Origin of the sequence: Maritimibacter sp. HL-12 (assembly GCF_900177545.1) — a bacterium.
Taxonomy (GTDB): domain Bacteria; phylum Pseudomonadota; class Alphaproteobacteria; order Rhodobacterales; family Rhodobacteraceae; genus Sinisalibacter.
On sequence record NZ_FXBQ01000001.1, the window covers coordinates 331,431 to 348,647 of the forward strand.

The window sequence follows — 17,217 nt, forward strand, 5'->3', positions numbered from 1 at the left end:
TCGAGCCTAGTCCGGCCGCGTCCGGGTGCAAGGCAAAACCGCGGCTCAGAGCCCGGTGTCGGGGTTTTCGCCCGGCGCGGGTTCGGTCGGATCGGCGGTAAGATCGGTCGGCAGCGCCTCGCCTTCCCCGAGCAGGATCACCGCGTCATCGTCGCCAAGCCAGACGCTGCCGGGGACGGGCATCCGGTCCGGCTCAGGCTCGTTGACCGCCTCCGGTGCACGCGCCTCGTCGGCCGGCGGCGGCGGGGCGTCGGGTTCGGTCGGTGCCGCCTGCGGTTCGGACCCGGACCCGCTGCCCATACCCTCCGGCGCGGCCTCGTCCACCGGGGCGGGCGCAGGCTCGTCCGTGCCAGCCTCCGCATCCTGCGCCGCCATCGCGGCTTCCGCCGCCTCGCCGCCCAACTCCTCCAGCAGCGCGAAATTGTCGCCGGTGATGTCGAACACCTTGCGGCAAGCCTCGAAGCCGTAGAGGCCACAGGCGGTGCCGTGCAGATCGAGCGCCAGTCGCCCGCCGGGCAGCGCGGCATAATTCCGGATCACGCCGTCGAACAACCGCTTGTAGGCATCGCCGCGCGCGAGGAAGAAGCCCACCGTGCAGCCGCCCGAGCCACAGTAGAGCGAGGCCATTTCCGAGCAGACCGCGGCGGCATAGTCGATCACCACGTCCTCGACCCCGTCGCCGTCAAGATCCTCGCGCCGCTCGAAGCTCTGTTCCATTGCCACCGTTCCGCCGATCGCGGCGCATTCGGTCACGATCTGGTCGAGCACCACCGACGCCGGATCGTTCAGCGGCACCTCGGGCATCGGGCAGGTTGCAAGCACCGCGCCAAGCGCCCGGCCTGAGCCGCGCAACGACATCTCGACCGTTTGCGCGCCATCGGGATAGTCCAGCGACACTTCGGCCCGGATGCCCTCGCGCAACCGGGTGACGAGGCCGCGATGCAGGCGCGGATCGAACGGCGCGGTGAGCGATATGTGGTCCTCCGCCGGGGCGCGGGAAAACCCGAGCAGCCCCGCCGCCCGCCCATCGACGCTCAACTCCACGTCGAGCGCATCCGGCGCATCGCCTCCGACGATGTTGATCTCGAAGCGCAACGGGGCATCGTCGGTGCAGCCGAGCCGGAAGCAGAACAGGTTGCCGGTTTCGGCATCGTCCAGCGGGCAGACATAGGCCCCCGCGCCGCCGGCACCCTCCTGGTCGGTGTTGCCCCAGTCCTGCGCCGCGAGCGGTGTGGCGAAAGCCACGAGCGCGAAAACAAGGGCAAGGCAATACCTGACGGGCGCGAAAATGTTCATGGCTGTCCTCATACTGGGCGGAAGGTTGCCCGCCCGACCCCCTGCGCGCAAGCCCCCGAGAGCGATTCCCCCGTGGTTTGCAATCTCCCCGGCTGTAGTTTGCAAAATCGGGCAGCTTTGCGAAAGACCTGCATATCGAGGGGCAGTTTGCAAAAATTTGCAAGGCTGGGCCGGGCAGATCCTGCAAATACCTGCGGGAAAATGCCTCGCCCCGCGGCAAGGAACTTGCCCCACGCCGTCCGGCTCCGTAACAAAACCCAACGACCGAGGAGGAGGACGACATGGGCTACAAAGAGGTATACGCGGGCTGGCAGGCCGATCCGGAGAAGTTCTGGATGGACGCCGCCAAGGCCATCGACTGGGACAAGATGCCCTCGAAGGCGCTGTTCGACGAGAACGCCCCGCTTTACGAATGGTACTCCGACGGCCTGGTCAATACCTGCTGGAACGCCGTCGACCGCCATGTCGAGGCCGGGCGCGGCGATCAACCGGCGATCATCCACGACAGCCCGATCACCGGGCGCAAGCAGGTGATCACCTACAGCGAACTGCGCGACCGCGTCGCCCGCTTCGCCGGCGGGCTCGCCGCGCGCGGGATCGTGAAGGGCGACCGGGTGATCATCTACATGCCGATGGTGCCCGAGGCGCTGATCGCGATGCTCGCGGTCACCCGGATCGGCGCGATCCACTCGGTGGTCTTCGGCGGTTTCGCCGCCCACGAACTGGCGGTGCGCATCGACGATGCGGGGCCCAAGGCGATCATCGCCGCCAGCGCCGGGATCGAGCCCAACCGCGTGGTGCCCTACAAGCCCCTGCTCGACAGCGCGATCGACCAGGCGAAGATCAAGCCCGAGGTCTGCGTGATCCTCCAGCGCGCGGAAAGGCCCGCCGACATGGCCGCGGGGCGCGACGTGGACTGGGCCGAGGTCGAGGCATCGGAGCCGGTCGATTGCCTGCCGGTCGAGGGCAACCACCCGGCCTATATCCTCTATACCTCCGGCACCACCGGCCAGCCCAAGGGCGTGATCCGTCACACCGCAGGCCACCTCGTGGCGCTGAACTGGACGATGAAGAACATCTACAACGTCGATCCCGGCGACGTGTTCTGGGCCGCGTCCGACGTCGGCTGGGTCGTCGGCCATTCCTACATCTGCTACGCGCCGCTGATCCACGGCAACACCACCATCGTGTTCGAGGGCAAGCCCGTGGGCACGCCCGATGCGGGCACCTTCTGGCGGGTGATCTCGGAGCACGGGGTAAAAAGTTTTTTCACCGCCCCCACCGCCTTCCGCGCGGTCAAGCGCGAAGACCCGAAGGGCGCGTTCGTGACGAAATACGATCTCTCCTGCCTCAAACAGGTCTACCTCGCCGGCGAGCGCGCCGATCCCGACACCATCACCTGGGCGCAGGATCACCTCAAGGTGCCGGTGATCGACCATTGGTGGCAGACCGAAACCGGCTATGCCATCGCCGCCAACCCGATGGGGATCGAACCCCTGCCGGTCAAGCTCGGCAGCCCCTCGGTGCCGATGCCCGGCTACGATGTGCACATTCTGGACGAAGGCGGGCACGAGGTGGCCGCGGGCGAGCTTGGTGCGATCGCGATCAAGTTGCCGCTGCCGCCGGGCACGCTGCCGAACCTGTGGAACGCCGAAGCGCGCTTCCGCAAATCCTACCTCAACACCTTCCCCGGCTACTACGAGACCGGCGATGCGGGCTACAAGGACGAGGACGGCTATCTCTACATCATGGCGCGCACCGATGACGTGATCAACGTCGCCGGGCACCGGCTGAGCACCGGCGGCATGGAGGAGGTTCTGGCCTCTCACCCGGACGTGGCCGAATGTGCGGTGATCGGCGTGAGCGACGAGCTCAAGGGCCAGTTGCCGCTCGGCTTCCTCTGCCTCAACGCAGGCTGCGACCGCGACCACAAGGAGGTGGTGGCCGAATGCGTCAAGCTGGTGCGCGACCAGATCGGCCCGGTCGCCGCGTTCAAGCTTGCCGTGGTCGTCGATCGGCTGCCGAAAACCCGCTCGGGCAAGATCCTGCGCGGCACCATGGTGTCGATCGCCGACGGCAAGGCGTTCAAGATGCCCGCCACCATCGACGACCCGGCGATTCTCGACGAAATCCGCGACGCGCTCGAAGGCCTGGGCTTCGCCAAAGGCTGAATGTTCGCAGTTGAGAAACAGTGTTTTTTTACCTTCGCCCGTCGGCGGGGTTGATATTGCCTTGTGAATGTCGGAGTTAGGCGCGCCTCAACTTTTACGTGTGAGGCTTGTTGTGAAGGTGTTACAGTAGGGGGTGTGGGTGTGAGTCAAGATATCGGTCACCGGCAAGCGCCGGTCGGCCCGGGCCAGTGGCCCGGTGTGTCTGTCATGGTGGTGTCCGATGTGAGGACTGCTCGCGCGTTGCCAGAAGATCCCTTTCGCCGCGCCGGGCTGGCGGTGCGGCGCTGCACCCGGCTTGACGAGGCCGAGGCCTTGTGCGCCGAATTGCGGCCTCGGCTGGCCTTCCTCCCGCTCACCGTGGACGGCGAACCGGCGTCGCGCCTTCTGCACCAGTGCCTTGCGCTCGCTCCAGCCCCCGTGGTGGTGGTGATCGCCTCGCACGACGAGATCAACGCCGCCGCCGAGGCGATGCGGGCGGGTGCCTTCGATTGCCTGTTTCTGCCGTTCTCACCCGGACGGCTGGAAAAAACCATCGCGTCCGCGATCAAGGCCATGCCGGGCCTCGACCCGACGGAACCGGTGCCCGTAGCGACCGCGAATGCCGCGCCGCCGTACCGCGCCGAAAACGCCGTGCTCGCCGCCTCGCAAGACCTGCGCGCCGTCCTCGCCCGGGCGCGCACGGTTGCCGCGTCGCAGGCCCCGGTGATCGTGACGGGGGAGGTCGGCACCGGCAAGAGCCTGTTTGCGCGCGAGATCCATGCCGCCTCACCGCGTGCCCGCATTCCGCCGGTCACGCTCGATGCGCCAACGCTCACCGCCGACCAGCTCGACGCGGCCACCCGGGGCAAGGCGGTGAACGGAACGCTGGTGATCGAAGAGATCTGCGATCTCCCGACCAAGCTGCAATCGCGCCTGCTCGCGCTGATCGACGAACATATCGGACAACCGGACGCGCCGCGCATCATCGCCACAACCCGCCACGATCCGCTGCGGGCAATACGCGAGGGGCACCTGCGCCCGGAACTCTATTACCGGCTCAACGTTGCCGCGCTCACCCTGCCGCCCCTGCGGGGGCGCGGCGATGATATCACCCTGATTGCCCGCACCCGGCTTGCCGAATTCGCCCGCGCAGAGGGGCGCGCGATCTCCGGCTTCGCCGACGCCGCGCTGGAGTTGATCAAGTCATATGACTGGCCCGGCAACGCGCGCGAGCTGGTCAATCTCGTCTGGTCGCTGGTGCTTACCCAGCATGGCCCGCTGATCACCCCGGATATCCTGCCCGCGATGATCGCCGATCCGGCCCGGCACACCCCCGCCATGGGTCAGGGCGCGGAACCGGCCGGATTGGTCGGGCTTTCGCTGGCCGAGATCGAACGCCGGGTGATCGAGGCGACGATCCGGGCCGAGGGCGGTTCGGTGCCGCGCGCCGCGCGGGTGCTCGACGTCTCGCCGTCCACGATCTATCGCAAACGCGAGGCCTGGGAAACCGGCGCGGGCGGCTGACCCCTGCCCGCCTCAGATGAATTGCTCACGGATCAGCCGTTCCTCAAGCCCGTGGCCCGGGTCGAACAGCACCCGGTGCTCGATATCGGCCGCGGTCTCGATCTCGACCGAGAGCACGTTGCCCGCCGGCCGCCCGTCGGCGTCGGCCATCACCGGGCGTTTGTCGGGTTCCAGCACCTCGATCCGCACCTTGGCACGCTTGGGCAGGAGCGCCCCGCGCCAGCGCCGGGGGCGATAGGCGGCGATCGGGGTCAGGGCGAGCACATCGGAGCCGATCGGCAGGATCGGCCCGTGGGCGGAATAGTTGTAGGCGGTCGAGCCTGCGGGCGTCGCGACCAGGGCACCGTCGCAGGCCAGTTCCGCCATCCGGAGCCGTCCGTCGATGGTGATCGACAGTTTTGCCGCCTGGCTGCCGGCCCTGAGCAGCGCCACCTCGTTGATCGCCAGCGCCTCGCGCGCCTCGCCGTCAACGCAATCGGCGCGCATGCGCAGCGGGTTGATCAACGCGATCTCCGCCGCCTCGACGCGCTCGATGAGCCCGTCACTGGCATATTCATTCATCAGGAAGCCGACGGTGCCGCGATTCATGCCGTAGACCGGCGCAGTCAGGTGTTGGCTGGCGTGCAGCGTATGCAGCATGAACCCGTCGCCGCCCAGCGCCACGATCACGTCGGCCTTTTCGATCGGCACGTCGTCGTAGCGCGCCACGAGCTCGGCGCGGCTGGTCTGCGCAAGCTCGGAGTTTGAGGCGGCGAAATGAAGCCTGGTGGCCATCGGCGTTTCCTCTCGCGGGGTTCAGGTTCCGAAAAGACCACAAGTTTCCCCGCTGCACCAGAGCCGTCGCAGGCTTCCCGCGCTGCGTCGCAAACGGGGCTTCCCGCGGGACGTGAATTCGCCTAGGAAACCGGACAACCCAAGCACCCACAGGAGGGCTTCATGACCGATATCCGCGACGCAGGCTTTTTCTCGGAACCGCTGGAATCCCGCGACCCCGAGCTGTTCGGCGCGATCCGCGGCGAACTCAAACGCCAGCAGGACGAGATCGAACTGATCGCCTCGGAAAACATCGTCTCGGCGGCGGTGATGGAAGCCCAGGGCTCGGTGATGACCAACAAATACGCCGAGGGCTACCCCGGGCGCCGCTACTACGGCGGTTGCGAATGGGTCGATGTGGCCGAGAACCTCGCGATCGAGCGGGCGAAAGAGCTGTTCGGCGTGGGTTTTGCCAATGTCCAGCCCAACTCGGGCAGCCAGGCCAACCAGGGCGTGTTCACCGCGCTCCTGCAACCCGGCGACACGATCCTCGGCATGAACCTCGCTTCCGGCGGCCACCTCACCCACGGTGCCCCGCCGAACCAGTCGGGCAAGTGGTTCAACGCGGTGCAATACGGTGTGCGTCAGCAGGACAGCCTGGTGGATTACGACGAGATTGCCCGGCTTGCCAAGGAGCACAGCCCAAAGCTGATCATCGCCGGCGGCTCGGCGATCCCGCGGCAGCTCGATTTCGGCCGGTTCCGCGAGATCGCCGACTCGGTAGGTGCCTGGCTGCTCGTCGACATGGCGCATTTCGCGGGGCTGGTGGCGGCGGGCGAACACCCCTCGCCCTTCCCCCATGCCGATGTCGCGACCACCACCACCCACAAGACCCTGCGCGGCCCGCGCGGCGGCATGATCCTCACCAACGACGAAGGGCTTGCCAAGAAGATCAATTCGGCGATCTTTCCCGGCATCCAGGGTGGGCCGCTGATGCACGCGATTGCCGCCAAGGCGGTGGCCTTCGGCGAGGCGCTGCGGCCGGAGTTCAAGACCTACCAGAAACAGGTCCGCGCCAATGCCGTGGCCCTTGCCGACCAGCTCATGAAGGGCGGGCTCGACATCGTCACCGGTGGCACCGACACGCACGTGATGCTTGTCGATCTGCGCCCCAAGGGCGTGAAGGGCAACGCCACAGAGAAGGCGCTGGGCCGCGCCCATATCACCTGCAACAAGAACGGCATCCCGTTCGATCCGGAAAAACCCACGGTGACGAGCGGCATCCGTCTCGGCACGCCTGCGGGCACCACGCGGGGCTTTGGCGAGGCCGAGTTCCGCGCGATTGCCGAGATGATCGTGGAGGTCGTCGACGGGCTCGCGGTCAACGGCGAAGACGCCAATGGCGGGGTTGAGGCGGCCGTGCGCGAGAAGGTCGCCGCGCTCTGCGCCCGCTTCCCGATCTACCCGGGGCACTGAGCGGGGCAAACCCGGAGGGGCGGCGGCCGCCGCCCCACTGCCGCTGAGCGGTTCGGGTGTCGCGCGACACTCGCCCTGATCGGGCGTTTTCCGTTGGTAACCACCAGCGAAGCGCCTATATAGGACCATGCTGTCCAGCTCTCTGAAATCCGTTGCCCATCACCTGAGATACCTACCCTTGTGGTCGGCGTTGTCGGTTGTCCGCTGGCGTTCCTTTGATTTGCGGTCGCGCGGATTGGGAACGACATTCGCCGTGGTGATGCGATGGTTCCCGCCCGCGCGACGCCGGTTTGACCGAGAGGCCAAGCGGGTGTTTCCCGACATGACGCGCAGGGATCGCACCAAGCTTGGCCAGGAAATGGGTCGCCATATGGGGCGGACTCTCTTCGAGATTTACCACTGTGCCGAGTTTCATACCCAGCACCAGAAATTCAGGGCCTCGGGCCCCGGGCTTGACGCGCTGAGAGCGGCGCAGGCCGCTGGCAAGGGGGCGATCATCGTCTCGGGGCATTTCGGGCAATGGGAAGCAGTTCGCGCCGCAATCAAGATGTATGGGCTTGAAAGCGGCGCGGTGTATCGCCCGCACAAGAACCGCCATTACGAACGCCGGATCCGGGCAGGCATCGAGGCGGGGGGCAAACCGATCCTCGCAACCGGCCATGTCGGCACCCGGGCGCTGGTGCGCCACCTGCGGGCGGGTGGCATCATCGCCATCCTGCTGGACGAGAAATATGCCGAAGGCGTGCCACTGCCGTTTCTGGGCCACGACGCGCTCACCTCGCTCTCGGCGGCCCAGCTTGCGCTCAAATACGATCTGCCGATGATCCCCGCCTACGGGATCCGCATCGACGACGGCGATGCCTTCCGCGTCGATTTCGAAGCCCCGATCCCGCACAGCGACAGCATCACCATGACCCGCGCCTTCAACGACAGCCTGTCATCGCGGATTATGGCGCACCCGGCGCAATGGTACTGGATGTTGCGACGCTGGGACGGCCAGTAGGCCGCTGTGCCGGGCTTGGGCGGTGCTTGATGCGTCCTTTTCCCCAGCAAGGTGGCCCGCGTGGTCACCCGGACGAGCAAGAGGGTTGCGCGACGGGCTGTCGGGAGCCCGCTCCGGTCTTTCGTCAGGATGCCGCGAACCTCGGTCTTGCCAATCACTCAGGATTTTCCCTCAGTATCTTGATTGCACCGGCCCTTTGCGTTACTAAGGGATATGGCTAAGTATGAATCAGATCTTGATCAATGTTTCTCTGCCCTCGGCGACCCAACGCGACGGATGATTCTCCAGCGTCTCGCGCGTGGCGAGGCCAGCGTGAGCGAATTGGCTGCGCCGCACGATATGGCGTTGCCGTCGTTCATGGAGCATCTGAAGAAGCTGGAAGCGGCGAACCTCATCACGTCGACCAAGCAGGGGCGAACCCGCATATGCGCGCTGTCCCCCGACGCGTTCAGACCCGCCACCGCCTGGCTAAGCGAACAGAGCGCGATCTGGGAAGGGCGGCTCGACCGCTTCGACGATTACATCAAGAACCTCATGCAGGAGAGCAAGACATGAAGCTCGATCCAAGAACCGACCTGACCTTCACCCGTACGATCCATGCACCTAGGGAGCTGCTGTGGGCCTGCTGGACCACACCCGAGCATATCAGGAACTTCTTCGTGCCCAAGCCGCACAGCATTGATGCCTGCGAGATCGACCTGCGCGTTGGTGGAAAATTCAATACCACGATGAATGTCGACGGCAACATCATGGAAAATGAGGGCGTTTTTCTGGAAATTGTCGACGGTGAAAAGCTGGTCTTCACCGATACCTACAGCGAAGGCTGGAAGCCCGCTGCGGACCCGTTCATGACGGCGATCATCGAATTCGCAGATGGAGAAGACGGCACGACGACCTACACCGCGACTGCCAGGCACAGATCGCCCGAAGCCCGTCAGAGCCATGAAGACATGGGGTTCCATGATGGGTGGGGGACAGTTGCGACACAGCTAGAGGCATACGCTCAATCTCTCAAATAATCACCAGGCAGGTGCTGCGCACATAGCCTTTTGGCCCGCATTCCCGCTATCCGCCCCCTCACCCCCGCAACTGCCGCAGCAGCGTCTGCGAGGCGATCCCCGTCACCGGATGCCCGCGGGCCTGTTCGAAGGCGCGGATGGCGGCGGTGGTCTTGTCGCCGATCACCCCGTCGGCGCCCTCGGTGTCGAAGCCCGCAGCGGTGAGGCGGGTCTGGATTTCCTTGCGTTCCTCCAGTGTCAGCCCCTGCGCGTCGGTGCCGAAATCGCCGACCAGCGGGCCGCCTCCGGCCAGCCTGTCGGCGAGGTGGCCGACGCCGAGGGCGTATTTCATCGAGTTGTTGTAGGCGCGAAACACCTTGTAGTTGTGGAACAGGAGGAAGGCCGGGCCGCCCGCACCGCTGGGCAGGATCAGGCTGGCGGAGCCGTGGTCGGGCACCGCGCCGCCGGATGCCCTCGTCACCCCACGCGCGCGCCAGTCAGCCACGCTGCGGGTCACCAGATCGTCGCTGCCCGAAGGCAGGCGCACTTCCACGCCCCAGAGCCGCCCGGCCTGCCAGCCCGATTGGGCGAGGTAATTGGCGGCGGAGGCGAGCGCGTCGGTGGGATCGTCCGACCAGATGTCGCGCCGCCCGTCGCCGGTGAAATCGACGGCGTGGGCCTGGTAGGTGGTGGGGATGAACTGGGTGTGGCCCATTGCGCCGGCCCAGCTTCCGGTCATCTTCGCCGGGCTGATGTCACCGCTTTGCAGGATGGCGAGGGCCGCCACAAGCTGGCCCTCGAAAAACCCCGCCCTGCGGCTCTTGTAGCCGAGCGTCGACAGGGCCGAGATCACCGGGGTGCTGCCGCGCCGGTCGCCGTAGGAGCTTTCCATCCCCCAGATCGCGACGATCACCTCCTTCTGAACGCCGTAGCGGGCCTCGATCCGGTCGAGCATGCGGGCATGGCGGGAGAGCATCTCGCGGCCGGTCCTCAGCCGGGCGTCGGAGGCGGCGATGGCGATGTAATCTTCCAGCGTTCGGCGCGATTGAAACTGGGCGCGGTCGTTCTCGATCACTTTCGGCAGGTAGCCCGCGCCACGGAACGCCGCATCGAGCGTCGCGGTGGAAATCCCTTTCGACGCGGCGCGACCACGAAACGCCCGCACCCAGGCGTCATAGCCGCTGTCGGGCGTGGGTTTCGGCGGCGGCGCGGTCGCCCTGCTCGGCGCACCCTGCGCGGAGGAACTCGCCAGCACCGGGATGCGCTGACCCGACGCACAGCCCGGCAGACCCGCCGCCAGAAGTCCGAGGCTCACCGTTCTGCGTGTTACGTCCATCGCAACCTCCCGTTGCCGGCGAGAGTAGCGCGGTGCACCGCGGCCGGCAAAGCCTTCGCGCGGGTTCGGCGGAAACCGGCGCGGGGGCATGCGAAAACGCGCCCGGCCCGAATGCCGCGCGCGTCCTGCCCCGATGGCCGAAGCTCAGGCGTCGTTCTTGTTCTTGCGGCGCTGTTCAGGATGCAGGCTGGCACCGAGAATATGGTCCGCACCGTGAATCACCTGGCTGGCATGGCCCACGATCAGCGGATCGGGCACATAGGCCAGCGCGTGGTCCTTGTCGGGGTAATCGAGCGTGAACAGGAAGTGGCGCATCGCTTCCAGCCGCGCGCGCTTCTTGTCGTTCGATTTCACGATCGTCCAGGGCGCATCGGCGGTGTCGGTGTAGAAGAACATCGCCTCCTTGGCCTCGGTGTAATCGTCCCACTTGTCGAGGCTGGCCTTGTCGATCGGCGAAAGTTTCCACTGTTTCAGAGGGTCGTGCTCGCGCGACTTGAAGCGGGTGCGCTGCTCCTCCTGGGTGACCGAGAACCAGTATTTGTAAAGCCGGATGCCCGACCGTTTGAGCATCCGCTCATATTCCGGCGTCTGGCGCATGAATTCGAGGTATTCGTTCGGGGTGCAGAACCCCATCACCCGCTCCACACCCGCGCGATTATACCAGGACCGGTCGTAGAACACCATTTCCCCGCGGGTCGGCAGGTGCTCGATGTAGCGCTGGAAGAACCACTGGCCCTTTTCCTTCTCGGTGGGCGTGCCAAGCGCCACAACGCGGGCCTCGCGCGGGTTGAGATGCTCCATGAAACGCTTGATCGTGCCGCCCTTGCCGGCCGCGTCACGCCCCTCGAAGATCAGAACGAACTTCTGCCCGGTTTCCTTCACCCACTTCTGAACCTTCAGCAGTTCGGCCTGAAGCATCGCTTTCTCGCGTTCATAGGTCTTGCGGTCGAGCTTGCCCTCGTAGGGGTATTCACCGTTCTCGAAGGTTTGGCGGATCAGATCGCTGGTGACATGCGGAAACTTGGCGAGTGCCCCTTCGCTTTCGGCCTCGGCAGCAGCCTCCTCGGCTTTCCTGCGGGCAAGCTCGGCCCGGGCCCTCACGCGCAGGGCCTCCTTTCTGGCCGCCTCGGTCGATGCCTTGGCCGGTGGCGTGGCCCCTTCGTTCGTCGGTTTCTGCGAGGGAATCGTCATGTTGTCACACTCTCTTCTTGCCTTCTTACGCTCGTCGTTCGCTTGACAACGATTTTAACCGCGCACGCCATCCTGCGCCTTGATCCGAGTCAAAGCAGCAAGAATGGGCTGCGTTGTGGCGCCGGGCAAAACAGCCGGGCGATCTGTGCGGAATTGTTCTGCGTCACCCGGCCAGACTCCCCGGGTATTCCCGGGTTTTGTCACGTTTTCGCCCGGTTTCGCGGTGAATCTCATGTCAAAGCCATGGGAGATGAAGGATGCCCTTCTTTGCAAACCTGACCGTCGACCAGGTCATCATCGCCTTCCTCGCGGTCGTGGCGCTGCGTGAGGTGATGTTCATGCTGCTGCCCGAAAGAGCCTTCGGGCCGCTCGGCTGGCTGCTGCCCGGCGACGACGACACCTGATACGAAAAACCGCCCCGACCAGGGGCCGAGACGATTTCAACAAAACGCCGGTTGCCGTCAGAGTGGCCGATCCACCCGCGTCGTGACATGCACGGTGCCCTTGCAGGGCTCTGGCCAGACAAGCTGAACGTAATCGTTGTTGGGCCCTTCGTTGACCCGCACGAAAGGCATCGCTTCCACCCGGGCGCCGGTGCTGTTGGTGATCTCGCCCTCGGCCACCACCGCCGTGACCGTGCGCGCATTGCCGCCGAAGGGCAGATAGGCGCTCACGTCGAGGGTCCAGGTGCTCTGGTCGGCGTTCTGCTGGAACTTGAGCGGCATCGGGCTCGATGCCGGTTGGTTCACCCCATGGAAGGTGTTGCGCTCGAACATCAGGTTGCGGCAGCGCCACGGGTCGAGATCGGCGATGCTGGTATCCACCCCTTCAACCCGGTCGATATTGCCGTTGATCGAGCGGAAAACGTTCTGGTTCACGTGCAGGCCGGAAACGAAATGCCCCGCGCCATGGGGCTTGATCACGATGAACCGGAACGACGGCAGGGTGTTGCCGGTAAGGAAGATGTTGCCGGTGATGGTGAGGCCGCCAAACGAGAACTCGTTGTTGTGGTCCGGGGTGGCGTCGTGCTCGTTGGTCCACTCGATATAGCAGTTATCGACGTAGTTGCCGTTGAAAATGCTCGTCACCGGCTCGTAGGTGAACACCCAGCCGGGCGCGAGCGCCCCGCCTGCCAGATCATCGCCCTGGAAAAGGTGGTTGCCGATGATCAGGTGATGCGTGCCGCACATCACGGCGGTGAGGCCGAACCGCTGGAACCGGTTGTTGCGGATCTTGGCGTCATTGGCATTGACGTTGAACACGACCGATGTCCGGTCGATCGCCGGCAGGTTCGAATCCGGCGACGAGAAATGGCATCGGTCGATATGCAGGTCCTGGCAGCCGGTGCCGGCAGAGCTGATCCCGCGCGCGGCGACCTTGTTGAAAAAGCAATCCTTGATCTGGAAATTCATCCCGCTGCGCGGCAGCATGATCCCCGATCCGCGCTTGAGCATCTGGAACTCGACGTTCTGGATCGTCAACCGCGAGAGCGTGGCGAACCCGATGAAATCGAGCGCATACTTGTTGCGGGTGAAACTGTAGGTCTGGGTCGTGTTGGGCCCGTAGAGCGGCTCACTCAGCGTGAGGCTCGCGCTGCTCACGTCGACCTCGCGCACGTAGACCTCGCGCCCCACCCCGGTGCCGGTCACCAGCGCGCCGGGCTGGATCTGCGCGGCGTTGGACAGCGCGGTGATCTTGAACGGATTGGCTGGATTGTAGGTGCCCTGGCTGGTGGTCTGCTCGGGTTCCCAGGCCGGCGATTCCACCGCGTAGAACTGGCCGTTGCGGATCGTGCGCGGAATCTCGAACACGTCCACATCGGCCACCGCCGCCTGCATGTCGATCGGCCCGTCGATCTCGACGCGCCGGCCCTTCATGTCGAAGGCATCGTGGTCGGCGTAGTTCATCAGCGCCTGGAACCCCTTCTTGAAGGCAAGAAGTTCATCGCCGAAGGCGTCGATGTAGCTCAGAAGGTCGAAGTTGCGGATCAGGATCAGCCGGGTGACGGCGTCCATCGTCACCGTGCCGTCGAACCGCATCTTCGCCTGCATCGTGAGGCTCGACCCGATGAAGTAGACGCCATCGGGCACCACCACGGTGCGCCCGCCCGCGGCGTCGTCGGCAGCCACGAAGGCGGCCCGATCGTCGGTCACGCCGTCACCGACTGCGCCGTAGTCGCGCACGTCGACGAGATCGACCATGTCGCGCAGGAAGGCGCTCGTCACATCCTCGATCTCCAGATCGTCGATCCGCACGATGCCGCCCGATCCGCCGGTCAGATCGAGCCCGAAATGGCCGTAGACCGCGCCGAGACCCCACGGCATCTGCACCCCGCCACGCGCGCCGGTGCCGACGATGGCGCTTACCTCGACGATCTCGCCGTATTGCGTGAGGGTGACCGAGGGGCCCACCTGGTCGAGCGCCGCGAGGTTGTTGCCGCCCGCATCGGCGGCAAAACCCGCGATCCTCAGGCTCGGGAAGGCTCCGCTCACCGCCTTCACCCTGGCGCGGATGCGCAGATAGACCCCGGGGATGATCGGGGTCTGCCCCATCCAGCGCAGTTTCTGCACCGATTGCGTCTTGAGCAATTCCAGACAACTGCCGAAATCCTGATCGGCGGGCACGATCGCGGCATTGGCGGCGCCGTCATAGGTTGCCGAGCCGGAGGTGCCGTCCTCGCTCGACCAGACATCGAGGCCATTGACGAAGGGCGGGGGCATCAGGTCCAGCCCCTCGGTAATCGCGATGTTCATTCAATTCCCTTTCAGCTCACAAATCTGCAAGAACCCGGGATCGGCAGCGGACAAGGCAGGGCCTCGCCCGGGCGACCGCGCAAGATGACGCGGTCTGGCCTCGCGGGTACCGGCTGGATCACCGGCAGCGGGACAGGGGTAGCAACGCGCGGTTAACCGGGGTTGAGGCGGGCGTTCGCTGCGGGTGTGGGAACTCAGATAAGCCCGCGAAAGGCGCGGCGCAATTCGGCCGCGCCGTCCCGCTCGAACCAGCGGCCATGGGCGAGGATCACCCGTTCCGGCCCCCAGTCGATCATCCGGCGCAGGTCTTCGCGCAGCGCCGCCCGGTCGCGGAAGGTGGCGCGCATGTCACGCGGCATGCCGCCCTGCGGTGCCTGGATGCCGCCCAACCAGGTGGCGAGCCGCATCCAGAAGCCGATTTTGCGGGGCTCGAAGTTCTCGATCAGGTCGGTCAGGATCAGCGTCGCGCTTGCGCGGTGGAAGAACACCGCCTCGCGGTGCGCCTTCGAGCCGCGCACGATCATCTGGTCGATCTCACCGGCCCATGCAGCGGGGGCACCTTGCGTGAGCCGGTGGTCGAAGCGCAACGCGATGCCGTGCTTCTCCGCCCGCTCAGCCACCCCCGGCGCGGCCCAGGATTCGGCCTCGGGAAAGCGCGCTTGCCATTCGGCAACGTAGGCATAGTGAATCCAGTTCGGCGCAATCAGGTGGCGCACCGGCCCCAGCGCTTCAACCTTTTCCGCCAGCGCCGCGGTCAGCCGCGTCGGCGAATGCACCCAGAGCCCGCCCGAGGCGAGCCGCACGATCGTGGCCCGGGTGGAAAACGGCATGCCGTAGAACCGGATCGCCGGGCCATCGACGATCCAGATATCCTCCGCGACCGGCTTGGGCAGATCGAGCGGTTCGTATCCCGTACTCAAGGTGCCCTCACGATCCCAGTGCCATGCGCACCAGCGCCTCTTGGGTGAAAACCCGGTATTCGACCCCCAGCATCTCGGCCACGGTGCGCACCCGGAACTCGATCGCCCCCTCCCGTCCGTCGGTGTCGATCAGCACGACCATCGGCGCCTTGCCGGTCAGTTGCCCGGCAAACAGAGCCTGCTGGATCGAATCGAGCGAGGAACGCGTATCGCGGCCCGCCTCGATGACATGGGTTTCGGAAACGCAGTCGATCCGGATGCGGTGAATGTCGTAGCCGGCGCTGAAAGCGCGGGTCACCTCTGGCTCGCCGCCGAAGACGAGCCCGCACATGATCGCGATGAAATGGCTCTCGTACACCGATTCCCCCCAACGCCCCACTACAATATATGGTAGGTCAGCCTCATGAGGAAACCCCTGGTTGTGTCTGATTGTCGTCAAATCCGCCGAAACCCGCGGCCGTTAGTGGCACCCGGTTCAAACCCGCCGCCTTGGTTCCCAAGTATTGGGGAGGAATGCCAAGAGGTAAGGAGCAGATGCCAAAGCGCTTCAAACCGACGCGAGGACGGATCGAGAAGCAGTTCCGCCGGATCGCGCGCAAGCGGCTGGATCACGCGCTCGCCGCGCTGGACGGCGACGATCCGACCGGCGCGGCCCTGCACAACGCCCGCACCGACGTGAAGCGCCTGCGCAGCCAGTTCAAGCTCGCGCGCCCCGCCTTCAAGGCCTATCGCCGCGAGAACGTGGCGCTGCGCGATGCCGCCCGCGCCGTCTCCGGGTTGCGCGATGACACCGCGATGGTGGAAACCTTCGATCGGCTCGCGGCCACACTCGCCCCCGACGAGGCCGAGGCGCTCGCCCCGGTGCGCGCAGCCCTTTCGCATGTCGCCCCCGGCCCGGACGATGCCGGCGCACAACTCGCCGCATTCCGCCGCACGCTGGCAGAGGTGCGCGACCGCAGCGAAGCATGGAGGATCTCCGGGCGCGGCTTCAAACCGCTCCGGAAGGGGTTGAAAAAGACCTACAAGAACGCCCGCCAAGCGATGCGCGACGCCGATGACAGCGGCGCACCGACCGCGTTTCACGAATGGCGCAAGCGGGTGAAGGCGCATTGGTACCAGTCCCGGATGCTGGCCAATATCGCGCCGAAGAAAATGAACGCCCACATCAAGCGTGCCGGAAAACTTGGCGAGCTTCTCGGCGAGCACCACGATCTGGTGACCTTCAATGACCGCCTCGACACGCTCGACATCGCCCCCGGCCTGCGCGACAGGATGCGGGCGGTGGTCACGGCCGAGCGCCGCCGGATCGAGCCCCACGCCTTCGCGCAAGGCGACAGACTTCTCCACGACAAACCCGGCACGCTTGTGCGCCGGTGGAAGCGACGCTGGAACCGCCGCGCCGACTAGGCGCCGACCTCGGCCTGACGCAGGTATTGCACGCCGCCGATCCGCCAGTCTGAGCCGACGCGAAGCATCTCGTAGTCAAGCAGGTGCCACGCCCCGGCCTGATCGCGGATCAACACCTTCTGCCACAGCGCCCCGTCGAGATCGCGCAACTCCAGAAACCGCCGCTCTGCCGGCCGCCAGACCATCGGGTAGCCATTCTGGACCATGCTGCCGAAGCCCTCGGGCGTGATGAAGATGCGCTGGATCGCGGGCGCGGCATAGCCGAAGGCGGCCTCGACATCGTCGGCCAGAAACGCCTCGAACTGAGACGAAATCACCGCCCGGATGCCGTCTTCGGGCTCCGCCGCTCGCAGCGGAAACGCCCAGACCACGATCATCGCCAAGACAAGTATGATCTGTTTCATGTCAAA

General features: G+C 65.7%; 16 protein-coding genes. 8 read left to right on the forward strand and 8 right to left on the reverse strand.

The window, feature by feature from the left end; translation table 11 throughout:
* Positions 1-45 precede the first annotated feature (45 nt).
* Entirely contained in the window at positions 46-1,296 is a 1,251-nt protein-coding gene (locus tag B9Y97_RS01675) for a hypothetical protein (protein WP_085525129.1), read from the reverse strand.
* A 281-nt stretch (positions 1,297-1,577) separates the two neighbouring features.
* Here B9Y97_RS01675 and B9Y97_RS01680 point away from each other — a divergent pair, with 281 nt between their 5' ends.
* Together B9Y97_RS01680 and B9Y97_RS01685 are read left to right on the forward strand one after the other, a co-directional pair.
* Complete coding sequence (locus B9Y97_RS01680; protein ID WP_085525130.1) at positions 1,578-3,467, forward strand: propionyl-CoA synthetase; 1,890 nt, start codon at positions 1,578-1,580, stop codon at positions 3,465-3,467.
* A 207-nt stretch (positions 3,468-3,674) separates the two neighbouring features.
* Positions 3,675-4,970 carry a sigma-54-dependent transcriptional regulator gene (locus B9Y97_RS01685; protein WP_085525131.1) on the forward strand — a complete coding sequence of 432 codons (1,296 nt, stop codon included), beginning with the start codon at positions 3,675-3,677 and terminating at the stop codon, positions 4,968-4,970.
* Positions 4,971-4,982: 12 nt separating this feature from the next.
* Here B9Y97_RS01685 and B9Y97_RS01690 read toward each other — a convergent pair whose 3' ends face one another.
* Positions 4,983-5,744 (reverse strand): NAD kinase, encoded by a 762-nt coding sequence (locus B9Y97_RS01690; RefSeq protein WP_085525132.1) that lies wholly within the window; start codon positions 5,742-5,744, stop codon positions 4,983-4,985.
* Between the two features lie 162 nt (positions 5,745-5,906).
* On the opposite strand from B9Y97_RS01690, the gene glyA reads away from it, so the two are divergent.
* The 4 genes from glyA (at position 5,907) to B9Y97_RS01710 (ending at position 9,221) form a co-directional block, all read left to right on the forward strand.
* The gene (gene glyA, locus B9Y97_RS01695; RefSeq protein WP_085525133.1) at positions 5,907-7,199 is read left to right on the forward strand and encodes a serine hydroxymethyltransferase; all 1,293 of its coding nucleotides are present in this window, start codon (positions 5,907-5,909) and stop codon (positions 7,197-7,199) included.
* Between the two features lie 127 nt (positions 7,200-7,326).
* The gene (locus tag B9Y97_RS01700) at positions 7,327-8,202 is read left to right on the forward strand and encodes a lysophospholipid acyltransferase family protein (RefSeq protein ID WP_085525134.1); all 876 of its coding nucleotides are present in this window, start codon (positions 7,327-7,329) and stop codon (positions 8,200-8,202) included.
* A 213-nt stretch (positions 8,203-8,415) separates the two neighbouring features.
* A complete protein-coding gene (locus tag B9Y97_RS01705) occupies positions 8,416-8,757 on the forward strand; it encodes an ArsR/SmtB family transcription factor (protein WP_085525135.1) in 342 nt (113 codons plus the stop codon).
* Positions 8,754-9,221, forward strand: a complete 468-nt coding sequence (locus tag B9Y97_RS01710) for an SRPBCC family protein (RefSeq protein WP_085525136.1) — start codon at positions 8,754-8,756, stop codon at positions 9,219-9,221. The genes B9Y97_RS01705 and B9Y97_RS01710 overlap by 4 nt, the downstream gene beginning before the upstream one ends.
* A 58-nt stretch (positions 9,222-9,279) precedes the next feature.
* Here the strand turns inward: B9Y97_RS01710 and B9Y97_RS01715 are convergent, their stop codons facing one another.
* Together B9Y97_RS01715 and ppk2 are read right to left on the reverse strand one after the other, a co-directional pair.
* Positions 9,280-10,536 carry a lytic murein transglycosylase gene (locus B9Y97_RS01715; RefSeq protein WP_085528042.1) on the reverse strand — a complete coding sequence of 419 codons (1,257 nt, stop codon included), beginning with the start codon at positions 10,534-10,536 and terminating at the stop codon, positions 9,280-9,282.
* A 144-nt stretch (positions 10,537-10,680) separates the two neighbouring features.
* The gene (ppk2, locus tag B9Y97_RS01720) at positions 10,681-11,727 is read right to left on the reverse strand and encodes a polyphosphate kinase 2 (RefSeq protein ID WP_085525137.1); all 1,047 of its coding nucleotides are present in this window, start codon (positions 11,725-11,727) and stop codon (positions 10,681-10,683) included.
* Between the two features lie 257 nt (positions 11,728-11,984).
* Between ppk2 and B9Y97_RS18065 the strand changes: the two genes are divergently transcribed.
* Complete coding sequence (locus B9Y97_RS18065; RefSeq protein WP_176224266.1) at positions 11,985-12,131, forward strand: hypothetical protein; 147 nt, start codon at positions 11,985-11,987, stop codon at positions 12,129-12,131.
* A 57-nt stretch (positions 12,132-12,188) separates the two neighbouring features.
* On the opposite strand, the gene B9Y97_RS01725 is transcribed toward B9Y97_RS18065, so the two are convergent.
* The 3 genes from B9Y97_RS01725 to B9Y97_RS01735 all read right to left on the reverse strand — a co-directional run bounded on the left by B9Y97_RS01725 (position 12,189) and on the right by B9Y97_RS01735 (position 15,758).
* The gene (locus B9Y97_RS01725) at positions 12,189-14,480 is read right to left on the reverse strand and encodes a glycosyl hydrolase family 28-related protein (protein WP_085525138.1); all 2,292 of its coding nucleotides are present in this window, start codon (positions 14,478-14,480) and stop codon (positions 12,189-12,191) included.
* A gap of 194 nt (positions 14,481-14,674) precedes the next feature.
* Positions 14,675-15,400 carry a DUF4336 domain-containing protein gene (locus tag B9Y97_RS01730; protein ID WP_254900825.1) on the reverse strand — a complete coding sequence of 242 codons (726 nt, stop codon included), beginning with the start codon at positions 15,398-15,400 and terminating at the stop codon, positions 14,675-14,677.
* Between the two features lie 7 nt (positions 15,401-15,407).
* A complete protein-coding gene (locus tag B9Y97_RS01735; RefSeq protein WP_085525139.1) occupies positions 15,408-15,758 on the reverse strand; it encodes a hypothetical protein in 351 nt (116 codons plus the stop codon).
* 176 nt (positions 15,759-15,934) lie between these two features.
* Here B9Y97_RS01735 and B9Y97_RS01740 point away from each other — a divergent pair, with 176 nt between their 5' ends.
* Positions 15,935-16,807 carry a CHAD domain-containing protein gene (locus tag B9Y97_RS01740; protein WP_176224267.1) on the forward strand — a complete coding sequence of 291 codons (873 nt, stop codon included), beginning with the start codon at positions 15,935-15,937 and terminating at the stop codon, positions 16,805-16,807.
* Here B9Y97_RS01740 and B9Y97_RS01745 read toward each other — a convergent pair.
* Positions 16,804-17,211 carry a DUF4864 domain-containing protein gene (locus B9Y97_RS01745; RefSeq protein WP_085525141.1) on the reverse strand — a complete coding sequence of 136 codons (408 nt, stop codon included), beginning with the start codon at positions 17,209-17,211 and terminating at the stop codon, positions 16,804-16,806. The two genes, B9Y97_RS01740 and B9Y97_RS01745, sit on opposite strands and share 4 nt — an antisense overlap.
* Positions 17,212-17,217 lie beyond the last annotated feature (6 nt).